Origin of the sequence: Chromobacterium sphagni (genome assembly GCF_001855575.1) — a bacterium.
Taxonomy (GTDB): domain Bacteria; phylum Pseudomonadota; class Gammaproteobacteria; order Burkholderiales; family Chromobacteriaceae; genus Chromobacterium; species Chromobacterium sphagni.
The window spans coordinates 94,029-106,899 of record NZ_MKCS01000001.1; the positions used below are offsets into that span (position 1 = coordinate 94,029).

Genomic DNA, 12,871 nt, shown 5'->3' on the forward strand with positions numbered 1-12,871 from the left:
GGACCGCGGTCCTGGCGGCGGCTTATTACTGCTGGCAAGTCACGCCGACGGCGGAGAAGGCCTTGGTGACATCGGCGCTGCTGTAGCCGCGATCGCCGGCCGCCTTGACCACGCCGCAAGCGGCGCTGTTGTAGGTGGCGTTGGCGGTCCAGTACAGGCGGTTGGCGTCGACGAACACTTCAAACGCCTTGCGGGTGTTCCAGCCCGGGCTGGTGGCGATCAGGTAGAACGCCTTGTTGTATACCCCGCTGGAATAGTGCACATCCAGGCCGTTGTAGTAGTCCTTGGCGTTGCCGATCGATTGGCCGTCCTTGGTCGGGTCGGCGAAGTAGCGCAGCGCGCCGGTCTTCTTGAAGATTTCCGCGCCCACCAGGAAGTCGTTCTTGCCCTTCATGTAGTACTCAGCGGCTTCGCCTGCCATGTCGGAGAATGCCTCGTTGATGCCGCCGGACTGGCCGTCGTAGACCAGGCCGGAGTTCTGCTCGGTGAAGCCGTGGCTGACTTCATGCGCGGACACATCCAGCGAGACCAGCGGGTAGAAGGTGCTGGCGCCGTCGCCGAAAGTCATCGCGGTGCCGTCCCAGAAGGCGTTCTCGTAGTTGCGGCTGTAGTGCACCTTCATCAGCAGCTTCTGATTGATCGGCTTCAGATTGAACCAGTCCTTGTACAGGTTGAACACCACGTTGCCGAAATAGTGGGCATCGTTAAGCGGCGAATAGGCGCCGTTGATGGCCTTGTAGGTATTGGTCGGGCAAGCGAACTTGTACGGCGTGGTGCCGCTGGTGCCGCCGTTGAGGTTGACGGTGGCGACGTTGCCGCTGTCCATCTTGCAGTCGCTGGTGACGATCAGCGGACCGTAGTCGGTGCCGTACAGGTATTTGCCGGTCTTGGCATTGCCGCCGGGGCCGTTGGCTTCGGCGTGGTTCAGGCCTTCCCATTGTTTCAGCACCTGCCCGCTGTTGGCGTCGATGATCAGGTGCGGGCGGCTCGGCTCCTTGCCGTCGACCACGAAGGACACCAGGTAGACCAGCTGGGCGGTGTTGCGCTCGTTCAGGCGCACCACCAGGTCGGCCTTCTCGTTGTAGGTGGGGTTGCCGTTGGCTTTCAGCGATTTGGCCTGCGACAGCGCCTGGGCGACGCTGAGAGTGGGCTTGGAGGACGCCAGGTCCGACTGGATGCCGGCGATGTAGTGGCCGGACAGCTTGCCGACAGTCTTGGCGACGGCGCCGGCCTGTTTTTCCTCAACCACGGCCTCGCCCCATACCGGCACGCCCTGGTAGTACTGCTGGAAGCGGGTAACCACTTTGCCGGTGGCGAATTGGGTGCTGCGCAGCGGCTTCAGGTCGGCCTGATCGACGCCGGCGAAAGCCGAAGCGCTGTTGGCCTGGGCCTTGCCCAGTTTTTCCAGGTCGATACGCTCGGCCGCCAGCGCCGCCGAGCTGAGCACCGCCAGGGCGGACAATACCAGACCACGCAACATCAATTGCTGTTTTCTCATCACGGACTCCAAATGTAGGCAAGGCAGGACGGGATGCGTCCTGCGCAACGTCGCCAGCTGATGGCCAGCGACAACGGAGCCGTAGCGCGGTCCCTGGACGGGCTGTCGTCATGCCGCCGGTAGTCCGGCGGTTTTGAAGGGAGAACCGATGCCGCCCGGGCGATGTACTGTCCGCCGGCGCCTCTCGCGGGAGCCGTGCGCATTGCCGGGCGCCATCATTCGCCACCCTGAAAACGGATTCCGAGGCGCGTCTGCGGCTAGCACCCGGGAGGGATCCGCCGCGACCCCCTGCCAGGTAGTCGCAAACTGGATGGACGGTGGTGACAGTGTCCTGACCCATTCAATCCCAAGTGCATAAATTATGTATTGGAATTTTCTTGCGCATATTCATCTGTACTTTCTGGCAGTTGCAGATAAGGTATGAGCGCCTGATGAGGCTGGATCAATTGCGGTATCTGGTTTTTTGTGTTCCGGCGACAGTCCCTTGGAAACGTAAATTAACGATATATTTCGCGATTGTTTTTATTTACGCGAATTTGTTGTAAAAATATGACAATAGTATTTTTTGACCGGCTGGAATGATCATTTTTCGACAGACACGGGCCGGCAAAACCGGCCCGGATGGGGAGGTCACGGGGCGAGACGGGAGCGCTGCCAGCCGCCATCCAACTGCAGGATATACACCACGCGGTCATGCAGGCGGCTGGGGCGGCCCTGCCAGAATTCCACCCGGTCGGGCGCCACCGCATAGCCTCCCCAGTGCGGCGGACGCGGCACATTGATGGGATGGCGCGCGCCGAACATCGCCGCGCGGGTGACCAGCACCGCCTTGGAAGAGATTTCGCTGCTCTGCTCGCTGGCCCAGGCGCCCAGGCGGCTGGTATAGGGCCTGCTGGCGAAGTAGGCGTCCGAAACTTCAGGCGCCACCCTGGCCACCTTACCCTCCACCCGGACCTGGCGCTCCAGTTCCGGCCAGAAGAAGGTCAGCGCCACATGGGGATTGTGGTCCAGCTGCTGCCCCTTGCGGCTGAGATAGTTGGTGTAGAACAGCAGCTGGCCGTCCTCCACCCCCTTGAGCAGCACGATGCGCGAGGCGGGCCGGCCGTCGGCGCCGACCGAGGCCACGTTCATCGCGGTCGGTTCCGGCACCTGGGCGGTCAGCGCTTCGTTCAGCCACACTTCAAACTGCGCCACCGCATCCGGCAGGCAGTCCTCCGGCGACAATTCTTTCTTCGAGTATTCCAATCGGACATCGGCGAGATTGAGCGACATATTTCCTCCTGAGCCGGTCATCTTAGTGTATCCCGGCCGTCGCGGAAATGCGCCGCGTCAGATGGCCCGGCCATCCCGCCTGCCAGCGGGGCTGGCCGGACCCGAGCTCAGTTCAGCGCCTGGTTGATCACCGCGGCGATGCGGGCGCCGGCTTTGGCCAGTTGCTGCTCCACCAGCAGTCCGCCGGCGCGCAGATAGGTGTTGTCCAGGTAGACCGGGGTGGCCGGAGAGCTGCCGCAGGCAAAGCCGGCCAGCGGGCCGTAGACTTCGCTCCTGGCGTACTGGTTGGATTCATGCACCCAGTCCATCACGCTGCCGCGCTGCCAGCCGGCGACATCGCGCCGGTAGCGCTGCAGGTCCTGGCCGGCCCAGCTCTGTTCGCTGGCGCCGGCAAGCTGCTGCTGCACCAGGGCGGTATCCCATACCGAGTGCAGATTGCCGACCTTGCGGCTGCCGGGCAGCTGCACCTTGAAATCGTTGCCGCCGCGGTCTAGGTTGTCGGCCGCGTGCAAGGGCTGGTGGATGTCGCCCACCATGTGGATCAGGAAAGTCAGCGCCTGGGCGCGATCGGCCTTGGCGGCGGACTTGTCGGCCAACACCTGGCGGTAGCGCTCGATCTGGTTGGCCGCGCAGTTGCCGTCCGGGCACTCGTCCTCGGTCACACCGGAGCACACCGGCTCATCGTTGTAATGCCACTGGTCGGAGCCGGGCAGCGTCTGTTTCAGCTCTTGCTTGTGCTGGTCCATGTACAGCGCCAACTGGGCGAAATCGGCGTTCGGGATCAGCTGGTTCACCGCCGTCCTGGCTTGCGCGCTCAGCAGCTGCTGGGCGATGTAGCCGGTGATGCGGTGGCCTTCCTGGCCCCAGGCCAGCGCCTGGGCGCTGTTGGCGGCGCAGCCCGCGGCCAGCAGCAATGCAACGATCTTCTTCATGTTTTCTCCCGGATGATTTCTGTTGTTCTATGGCTGACTTGTCGCAGCGACGCGCATCATACGGGATGAATATGAAAAACAGATAAATGCTTTAATATAAAGATAATACTGATCAATAACTTCTCATTGAAAACCATTTGAAATCAATATCGATTCTTCGCCGCCGCTGGCCGATTGGTATTTTTCCAGCAGCATCCGCCGCAGCGCGTCCAGCGCCGGCTGACGCCACTGGCGGCGGCGGATCAGCACGGTCAGCGCGCGCGCCAGGTCGGCAGGCAGCCCATGCACCGACACCTGCCCGGCCACCAGCGGCATGCTGTCCAGCAGGCTGCGCGGCACCATCGCCAGGCCCATGCCGCTGGCGACGCAACTGAGCATCGCATGGTAGGAGGTCAGCTCCACAATGCGCCGCGGCTGCACGCCCTGCTGCCGCAGCCAGTATTCCAGCCGCTGGCGGTAGGCGCAGCCGCTGCCGAAAGTCAACAGGGTGGAGTCGGCGAGAAAATGCAGCGACAACTGCCGCAAGCCGGCCGCCGCCACCAGCACGATTTCTTCCTCGAACACCACGGTCTGCTCCAGCCTGTCGTCGTCGGCCGGCCCGCTTACCAGCGCCGCATCCAGTTTGCCGTCCAGCACCGCATGGATCAGCGCGCGCGACTCCCCGGCCTGCAGCTCCAGGCGCACTTCCGGATAGCGGTGATGGTAGTCGGCCAACAGCGGAGCCAGCCGCGCGGCGGCGGTGCTTTCCATCGCGCCCAGGCGCAATTGGCCGCGCGGCGTCTGGTCCAGCATCGCCTGGCGCGCCTCCTCGGCCAGCGCCAGCAGGCGCTCGGCGTAGCCTCCCAGCCGATGGGCGGCGTCGGTGGGCAGCAGGCGCCTGCCCTCGCGCAGAAACAGCTCCACGCCCAGTTTGTCCTCCAACTGACGCAAGCGGGTGGTGACGTTGGATTGCACCCGGTTCAGCCGCTGCGCGGCACGGGTGATGCCGCCCTCCTGCAGCACGGCCTGGAAGATGCGCAGTTCATCCAGATCCATCATTCTCTCCTGAAGATTATTTTTATCATAATAATTCATTTTTAATGAATATTTTGCGGATCTACCATCAAGCATCCCACTCAAGGAGCTTCCGATGCCCGCACTCTCATCCCGCCAGGGTTATCTGGCCGCCGCCGGCGCCGTCGCCATCTGGACCGGCTTCAATATCGTCTCCCGTCTGGGCGGCAAAAGCGTGTTGGCCGGCACCGACATCCTGGCCCTGCGGGTCGGCACCGCCGCGCTGATCCTGCTGGCCTGCGGCGGCCTGCCGCACGGCGCGATCCGCGACGCCAGACTGTGGCTGCTCACCCTGCTGGGCGGCCTGGGCGTCAGCGTCTTCGCCTACAGCGGCTTCAAATTTGCGCCGGCCGCGCACGGCGGCCTGCTGCTGCCGGGACTGCAGCCCTTCCTGGTGGCGCTATTCGCCTGGCTGCTAGCCGGCGAGGCGCTGCAACACCGCAAGTTGCCAGGCTATGGCCTGATCGCATTGGGTCTGGCCATCAGCGCCGTCCCGATGCTGGACGGAGAGTCGGGCGGCCAAGCCTGGCTGGGCGATCTGCTGCTGCTGGCGGCTTCCTTATGTTGGGCGGCCTTCGGCGTGCTGGCGCGGCGCTGGGGCTACCAGGCGTGGCCGCTGACGCGCGCCATCACCATCATGGGCGCGCTGCTCTATCTGCCGCTTTACCTGCTGCTGCTGCCCAAACATCTGGCGGCGGCGTCTTGGGGCATGCTGGCCTTCCAGGCGCTGTACCAAGGCGTGGCCGCCGCCATCCTGGCGATGCTGCTCTACCTGCGGGCCATCGCCAGCCTGGGCGCGGTACGGGTGGGGGCACTGTTCGCGCTGATTCCGATCCTGGCAGGCGTGCTGGCGGCGCCCCTGCTGAACGAGCCCTTGACCGGCTACCTGGAGGCCGGACTGGCGCTGGTCAGCCTGGGCGCCTGGCTGGCGGCTCGGGAAACCCGGGCCACGCCGCCCCAGGCCTGCCGGCTAGGCGCTGCGCAGCAAGGCCAATAACGCCTCGCCGTCCAGCCTGGCGCTGATGTCGGCGCCGGCGAGCAGGCTGTCGGCCAGCGCGCGCTTTTCCGCGTGCAGCGCGACGATCTTTTCCTCTATGGTGCCGGCCGCCACCAGCCGGTACACCGTCACCGGGCGCTGCTGGCCCATGCGGTAGGCGCGGTCGGAGGCCTGGTCCTCCACCGCCGGATTCCACCACGGGTCCAGGTGGATGACGTAATCGGCGGCGGTGAGGTTGAGGCCGGTGCCGCCGGCCTTCAGGCTGATCAGGAACAGCTCGCCGTCGCCAGCCTGGAACGCTTCCATGCTGGCCTTGCGCTGCTTGATAGGCGTCGATCCATCCAGGTAATGGTAATGCACGCCCAGGCCGTCCAGATGGCGGGCGACGATGGCCAGGTGGTCGACAAACTGGCTGAACACCAGCGCCTTGTGGCCGTTGTCCAGCAGCTCCTCGCAGATTGCGGCGAAAGCCGCCAGCTTGCTGGCCGGCAGCGCGCTGTCCGGCTGCGTCAGCTGCGGATGACAGCAGAAGCGGCGCAGCCGGGTCAGTTCAGCCAGCACCTGCATCGCCTGGCCGCCGGCGGCCGGGTCGGCCTCGGCCAGCTTCTGCAGCGCCTGCTGGCGCATCGCCTCGTAAACGTGGCGCTCTTGGTCGGACAACTCTACCAGGCGGACGATTTCGGTCTTGGGCGGCAGCTCGGTCAGCACTTCGCGCTTGGTGCGGCGCAGCAGGTAGGGCTGGATCAGCGTCTTCAACTGCCGGCGGGCATCGTCGTCGCCATCGGCTATCGGCTGAGCGTAGCGCTGCTCGAACTGCGCCAGGTTGCCCAACAGGCCGGGCGCGACGAAGCGGAACAGGCTCCACAGCTCGCCCAAATGGTTTTCCACCGGCGTGCCGCTGGCGGCCAGACGGAAATCGGCGCGCAGACTCTGCGCCACCTGGGCGCGCTGGCTGGTCGGATTCTTGATCGCCTGCGCCTCGTCCAGCACCGCCGTCGCCCAATGCACCCCGCAGAACGCGTCGGCCTGGCGCTGCAGCAGGCCATAGCTGGCCACCACCAGGTCGCCGGGACCGACATCGTCCAGCCGGCGGTTCTGCTGATAGGGGCGCAAGCGCAGCGACGGCGCGAAGCGGGCGGCCTCGGCCAGCCAGTTCAGCGCCACCGAGGTGGGAGCCACCGCCAGCTGCGGCCCCAAATGGGCGCGGGTGAGCAGCAGCGCCAGCGTCTGCACCGTTTTGCCCAGGCCCATGTCGTCGGCGAGGCAAGCCCCCAGTCCCCAATGCGACAGCCGCGCCATCCAGGCGAAGCCCTGCAGCTGGTATGGCCGCAGGCTGGCCTGCAGCGTGGGCGGCACCTGCGGCTGGAAATCGGCCGCCGTCCGCCAGCGCGCCGCCTGCCGGCGCCAGTCCTCGTCGCCGCCGAATTCGCCGGCTTCCTCGCCCAGTTCCAGCAGCCGCGGCGCGGCCAGCGGGCTGATCGCCAGGCCATCCGGACCGGCGTGGTCCACCAGCCGCGACAGTTCGCCCAGGCGGTCGCGCAGGCTGCCGGACAGCGCCAGCCAATCGCCATCGGACAGCTTGAGATAGTTGCCGCGCTGGCCGGCCAGCGCCGCCAGCAGATGGCGCAGCGACACGATGCGGCCGTCGTCCAGCTCCAGCTCGCCGTCGGCCTGCAGCCAGCCGCCGCGCTTCTTCACCTTCAGGCGCAACTGCGGCAGGCCGGCGCCCGCCGCCAACCTGATCTTGTCGCCCTGCGGCCACAGGCAATGCACGACGCCTTCGCCCTGGGCCTGCAGCTGCGCCAGCATCGCCAGCGCCGACTGCTGCCCGGCGAACAGCCAGCCGTCGCCGTCGCGCTGGCCGCTGGCAATGGCCGGGCAAGACTCGCGCAGCGCGCGCAGGCGGCGGCGCTCGTCGGCGAGATCGCGCCGCAACTGCCGGTATTCGCCGTCCAGCTCCAGCACCAGGCCCTCGGCGCCGCGGCCGGGGGCGCTCCAGGCCGCGGCCGGATGCGGCCTCACCTTCAACTGCAGCCGCAAGCCTTCCTGCTGCCGGGTCAGCAGCGCGTACAGCGCCGGGTCGGCCGGGCTGCTGGGCAGGGCGGGGTCGAAAGCCGGACTGGCGTCCAGCAGCGGCAGGCCGGGCGCGACGTCGCGGATAGCCTCCAGCACCCGATGGCGCGCCTGCCACGGCACCCTCAGGCCGTGGCCGACCAGATCGGCCAGCGCCGACAGCTCGGCCGTCAGCTCGTGCACCAGCAGCCGCTCCGGCGCCGGGCGCTGCCACAGCACGCCGCCGCAATTGGCCAGGCCGGCGGGAGTCAGCCGCAGCCGCAGCTCGGCCCCCGCCCGCTCCATCTCCAGCGCCGGCTGGCCGCTTTCCACATGAATGCGCCGCGCCGGTTGTTCGGCGTCGAACACCAGCGGGTGGCCGATCAGCATCGGCAATGCGGCGGTGGCGTCCAGCAGGCCGGCGTCGCCGTCATGCTGGTCCAGCTGCGCCAGCAGCAGGCGCAGCAAGGGCAGGTCGTGCGGGCGCAGCGCCTCGCTTTCCCTTTGCAGCAGGGTGGCCAGCGCGCAGGCGCGGCCGCGCCCCCAGCCATCGGCGGCGGCGGTTTGCAGCAGCGGCCGCAGCTGGACGCCGGAGTCGGCGAGGCGCAGGCGCCAGATCAGGCGAATGGAAGGTTGCGCTTCGGTCATGAGTCATCGCAGAACGGGAAATCGGGCCGATGTTGCCGGATTCGGCGCGCGCTGCAAAGCGCAATCAAAAACGGCAGCCTGGGCTGCCGTTTGCCTTGACGGTCAAAGCGCGCTTATTGCTGCTCAACGGGCGGCTCGCGGTCGCAGCCGCCCGGCTGGGTCGCCTCGTTGCGCAAACGCTGGTACTGCTTGCCGTCCCAACGCCAGACCGATTCGCAGAAACCGTTGCCGGCCAGCCGGATATCGTTGCGCGGATTGTCACCCGGGCTATTGGCGCCATCGGTCACCACCACCTTGGTCGCCGGCACGCCCAGACTGACACGCAGATGGCCGTCGTCGTCGCGGTCGAAGGTCCAGATGCTCTGGCCGGTGTTGCCGGATGTGCAGTTGTCGCCGCCGCGGATCCAGATCTCGTTGTGGTCCTCATCGTGCGACTTGCCATAGGAACCGCTCAGGCGGAACGGCGTCCGGCATTTCTCGGTGACGAACCCCCAGTTGTCCTGGTCCTTGACCACATAAGTCATGCCCAACCCGGCCAACACCTCTTTCAAGTCGGCATCGGACAGCTTGTTGCCGTCGTCGAACAATGCGGCATTGGCGTCGGCGGGAGGCTGGTTGGCAGCCGTGCTCTGGTCGTCGCCTTCATCGCCCGGCCCGGAGTCGTCGACGCCGGCATCGGACCAGCGCTGCCAGCGCTTGCGGCAGCTGTCGTCGGCACACTGGTACTTGCCTTCCTTGTCGTCGAAGACGAAGCGATAACGCTGCTTGTCGTTGCCGGCGGTCAACAGCAGCGGATAGTAGCCGTCGCCGGATCCGGCCTCGACGCGGTAGTCGAAGCGCTGCTCGGCCTCGTCCGGCAGCTTGCCGAACAGCTCGCCGGCGATGTTCTCGATCTGCTCCTTGCGCGCGGCCAACAGCAGCGGCTCGCCGCGCCGGCTCGTCATGCCCTCCAGCAGCCAGCCCATGTCGCCCTTGCCGCTCAGTTGCAGCAGCCGGACATCGGACGGCGCTTTGCGGGCATCGTCGAGGAAGGACACCAGCCGGGTGCTGGCAATGACCTCATGGCTGTCGCCATTGACGATGACCGCGCCCAGCAGACTCCAGAGGTCGAGGTCGCCGGTCTCGGTCGGCATGGTGCGGCCATCGGCGCCGGCCAGCAGATACAGACGCGGACCGGCGGCGCTGTCGACGCGGTCCAGCTGGATGGGTTTCATGCAGAAATCAAAGTCGCTGGCGGTATTGGTCCAGCAATGCTGCTTGCCGTCATAGGCATCGTGGCCGTACAGCTTGTCCATCAGTTCGTCGGCCAACCGGCGATTCTGCTGGCTGCCCAGGTCCAGCCGCTCGACGCGGCCGTTGCTTTGGTGCAGCACGCGGTAGGCGGCAAAAATCAGGCCCAGCAGCACCATGCCCGTGATCGCCAGCGCGATCCAGTGTTTCTTGTTCAATTTCACGGAATATCCTTGGAAAGTCCCAGACAACGCGGCCGCAGGCCTGCGGCCGCCGTTTTATTCGCCGCCGCAGCCGCCGGGCTGGGTGGCGATATTCTTCAGGTGCTGGTACTGGCTACCGTCCCAGCGCCACACCGCTTCGCAGAAGCCATTGCCGGACAGCCGCAAGTCGTAGCGGCCGTTGTTGAGATCGCCGGTCACCGCGGCCTTGGTCGCCGGCCCCCCCAGGTTGGCGCGCAGATGGCCGTCTTCGCCGCGGATGAACAGCCACACGCTCTGGCCGGTGGCGCCGGAGGTGCAGGCGCTGCCGCCCTCCACCCACAATTCGTTGTGGCGGTCCTTTTCATCGCTGGGGTAGGAGGCGCTCAGCTTGAACGGCTGGCGGCACGGCCCGGTGACGAAGCCCCAGTTGTCTTGGTCCTTGACCACGTAAGTCGCGCCCAGAGCGCCCAGCACGTCCTTCAGGTCGGCGGCCGACAGCTCGGCGCCGTCGCTGAACAGCGCGGCGTTGGCGGTGGCCGGCGGCTGAGTCGACTGGCTATCGTCGCCTTCTGCTTCGTCCGCATGCTCCGGCTGATATTCCGGGATGCCCTGCTGCTTGCGGCAGGCCTGGTCGGCGCAGACATAGCGCCATTTATCGTGGTCGAAGCGGAAGCGGAAGCGGGCGACGACCTTGTCCGCTTTCACCGTCAGAAGCAAGGGGTAGACCTTGGCATCGGGTTGGCTGGCGTCGGGCTGGTAGTCGAAGCCCAGTGTCTCGGCCATGCTCTCCGTCTTGCCGAACACCTCGCCGCCAATTCCCACCACCTTCTTGCCCTTGGGCGCGAATAGTTGCGGATAGCTGGTGGTGATGCCCTGATGCTCATCGCCGCCCTCGGCGAACCAGCCCATATAGCCGCTGGATGACAACTGCAACAGCCTCACCTCTGCCGGCGCGCTGGCGAAGCTGTTGCTGAAAGACAGCTCGCGGTTGCCGGCAATCAGTTCGTGGCCCTTGGCGTCGACCACGAAAGCCCCGACCAGCGCCTCGCTATCGACATGGCTACCATCAGGCCGGCTGGCACCGGCGAACAGGTACCAGCGCTCCTCTCCGGCCGCATGCACGCGGTCCAAGGCCAGCGGCTTCATGCAATAGGTGGCCGAGTCCTCATCCTTGCTGGCCGCATGGTCGATGTTCCAGCACTTTGCCTTGCCGTCGTACGCGTCCTTGCCGTACATCTTGTCCATGATGTCGCCGGCCAGTTGCCGGCCGGGATCACCGTCCAGCGCCAAACGCTCTACCTGCACCGCCTGGTGCGACTTCCAGTATTTCCAGCCGCCGAAACCGGCTGCGATCAGCAATGCCGCGGCGCCTGCCAGCAACGCGAGCTTTTTCTTGTTTTCCATATGATCTTGTCTCAATCCGGATGTATTGATGCCAATTGAAACAATAAGCATCAATAAATTTGACTTGTCATTCTATCAGGCCGCATCAAAAGCGTGGATTGACTGGCGATGAAGGCAGGATGGACGGCCCGCCGGCGGAACCGCCGGCAGTCAGCAGAGGCTACGGCGAAATGACGCAGCGGCGGCGCGCCCCGCCGCTAGAGATCGGCACCGTCGCAGCCGCCGGTCTGGGTCGGGATGTTCAGCAGATGGACGAAGGCCTTGCCGTTCCAACGCCACAGCCGGTCGCAAAAGCCGGCCGAGCCGACCCGCAGGTCGTGCACGCCGGCCGACACGTCCCGGGTGCGGCGCACATCGGCGGCCGGCATGCCTAGGTTGACGCGCAGGCGGCCGCCGCCATCGCGGACGAAAATCCAGACGGAAGCGCCGGCCGCGCCCGAGGTGCAGCCATCGCCGCCGCGCACCCACAGCTGCTCCTGCCCGCCGTCGCGCTCGAAATGGGCGTCCAGCGGATAAGGCGCGTCGCAGCCGTTCTGGCCGATGAACCCGGCCGCACCATCCTGCGCGACGTAACGCATGCCCAATTGGACCAGCACGTCGCGCAAATCGGCATCGGATAGCTTGCGCCCGCGGCCGAATAGCGCCTCGTTGGCGTCGGCCGCGGGCGCGGCCGGCTGCTGGGCGGTTTCCTCGCGCCCCGGCCGCATCGGCAGACCGGCGCGCACTCGGCAGTCCACGTCGGCGCAGACATATTCCCAGCGCCGGCGGTCGAAGCGGAAATCGAAGCTGGCCAGCTGCTTGCCCTTGCCGTCGCGGACGGTCAGCGACAGCGGGTAAACCCTGGCGCCGCCCTGGGCGCTGTCCAGCTGGTACGCGAACTTCAGCCCGTCGATGGCGTCGGCGTCGCGGCCGAACACTTCGCCGCCGATCGCCACCACCTCGTCGCCCCTGGGCGCGTAAAACTGCGGAAACTCCTCGGCCCCGCCGCCGGGCGCTGCGCTTCCGACAGCGAACCAGCCCATATAGCCGTCGCGGGACAATTGCAGCAGCTGCACCTGATCCGGGCCGGCGGCGCGGCGGTTGGAAAAGTCCAGCTCCCGGCTGCCGGCGATCGGCGCCAGGGTGTCGGCGTCGGCGACGAAAGCGCCGACCAGGCCGCTCAAATCCTCATCGCGCGCGCCGTCCTTGCCGCCGCCGGCGAACAGGTACAACCGGCGCTGGCGCCCCACCGCCACCCGGTCCAGCGCCAGCGGACTCAGGCAGTAATCGCCACCGTCCTCGCGCAGGTAATGCCAGCAATTGCGCTGCGGATCATGCTGCTCGCTGCCATAAACCCGGTTCATGATTCCCGCCGCCTGCCGGCGGCCGCTGTCGTCGTCCAGCGCCAGCCTCTCGATGCTGACCTCGCCGCCGCCGCGCAACAGCCAAACCGCGGCCAAGACCACGACCGCCAGCGCGCCGACGCCGGCGGCCAGGCACAGCCTGGTCTTCCTTTCCATCCACATCCCCTTCACTGCCGCAATGTCCTGCGGACCTATTCGGTCCGAATGTTTTTTTGAATCCGGCGGCAATATTACCAATT

Annotated in this window: 9 protein-coding genes; 1 reads left to right on the forward strand and 8 read right to left on the reverse strand. The window is 66.3% G+C overall.

The features are described 5' to 3' along the window. Nucleotides 1-25 precede the first annotated feature (25 nt). The 4 genes from BI347_RS00475 to BI347_RS00490 form a co-directional block, all read right to left on the reverse strand. Complete coding sequence (locus BI347_RS00475) at nt 26-1,498, reverse strand: M4 family metallopeptidase (protein ID WP_071111732.1); 1,473 nt, start codon at nt 1,496-1,498, stop codon at nt 26-28. 630 nt (nt 1,499-2,128) lie between these two features. Next, complete coding sequence (gene pdxH / locus BI347_RS00480; RefSeq protein WP_071111731.1) at nt 2,129-2,770, reverse strand: pyridoxamine 5'-phosphate oxidase; 642 nt, start codon at nt 2,768-2,770, stop codon at nt 2,129-2,131. A 107-nt stretch (nt 2,771-2,877) separates the two neighbouring features. Next, on the reverse strand, nt 2,878-3,702 hold the full coding sequence (locus BI347_RS00485) for a S1/P1 nuclease (RefSeq protein ID WP_071111730.1): 825 nt from the start codon (nt 3,700-3,702) through the stop codon (nt 2,878-2,880). 123 nt (nt 3,703-3,825) lie between these two features. After that, nucleotides 3,826-4,737: a LysR family transcriptional regulator gene (locus BI347_RS00490; protein ID WP_071115075.1), complete on the reverse strand. Its 912-nt coding sequence runs from the start codon at nt 4,735-4,737 to the stop codon at nt 3,826-3,828. 94 nt (nt 4,738-4,831) lie between these two features. On the opposite strand from BI347_RS00490, the gene BI347_RS00495 reads away from it, so the two are divergent. After that, nucleotides 4,832-5,752, forward strand: coding sequence for a DMT family transporter (locus BI347_RS00495; RefSeq protein WP_071115076.1), 921 nt, complete (start codon nt 4,832-4,834; stop codon nt 5,750-5,752). Here BI347_RS00495 and BI347_RS00500 read toward each other — a convergent pair. The 4 genes from BI347_RS00500 to BI347_RS00515 form a co-directional block, all read right to left on the reverse strand. Next, complete coding sequence (locus BI347_RS00500) at nt 5,726-8,452, reverse strand: DEAD/DEAH box helicase (RefSeq protein ID WP_071115077.1); 2,727 nt, start codon at nt 8,450-8,452, stop codon at nt 5,726-5,728. The genes BI347_RS00495 and BI347_RS00500 overlap by 27 nt on opposite strands. A 113-nt stretch (nt 8,453-8,565) precedes the next feature. Further along, nucleotides 8,566-9,906, reverse strand: coding sequence for a hypothetical protein (locus BI347_RS23890; protein WP_071115078.1), 1,341 nt, complete (start codon nt 9,904-9,906; stop codon nt 8,566-8,568). A gap of 54 nt (nt 9,907-9,960) precedes the next feature. Continuing rightward, a complete protein-coding gene (locus BI347_RS00510) occupies nt 9,961-11,289 on the reverse strand; it encodes a hypothetical protein (RefSeq protein WP_071115079.1) in 1,329 nt (442 codons plus the stop codon). A 197-nt stretch (nt 11,290-11,486) separates the two neighbouring features. After that, nucleotides 11,487-12,788: a hypothetical protein gene (locus BI347_RS00515; protein ID WP_139167152.1), complete on the reverse strand. Its 1,302-nt coding sequence runs from the start codon at nt 12,786-12,788 to the stop codon at nt 11,487-11,489. Nucleotides 12,789-12,871 lie beyond the last annotated feature (83 nt).